This is a genomic window from Bradyrhizobium sp. Kon56 (genome assembly GCF_055807635.1).
Genome location: NZ_JBVVOU010000228.1, coordinates 1 through 349, shown reverse-complemented (window position 1 = coordinate 349; position 349 = coordinate 1). Strand labels below are relative to the sequence as shown.

1 protein-coding gene is annotated in these 349 nt (G+C 53.0%); it reads left to right on the top strand.

Features of this window, described 5'->3' with window-relative positions; genetic code table 11:
- Window positions 1-14 precede the first annotated feature (14 nt).
- Window positions 15-349, top strand: a 335-nt coding sequence (locus tag AC0L3B_RS38755; protein WP_473382959.1) for a hypothetical protein, incomplete at its 3' end; no start/stop codon positions are given.

Here is a 349-nt window from a genome sequence, read left to right as displayed (position 1 = left end):
CGGAGTCGGCTTCTGTGCTGCTGAATGCAGCGTATGCGGCGATCAATGATCCTGCTAACGCAACTGAGCTGAATCAGTTGAACGCATTGTTTTTTGGGGCGACGCAGGGCGCGAGCAATCTAAGGGAAACGATGTCTGCCGTTAGTTATTACCATGACAACTTACACCGCATAAGTGTCATGGAGCACCATGAAGGCCGGACGACGGTAGAGGCTATTTCAGCCAGAGGCACCCTGGAGTCCGGCAGGCTGACGATGCCAGGCTTGAAGCGACTGATGTATTTTCAGCGCGACTTTCTGGAACGCTCTTGCGTCGAGGCAATCGCTCATACCTTCATTCATGAAGTCAC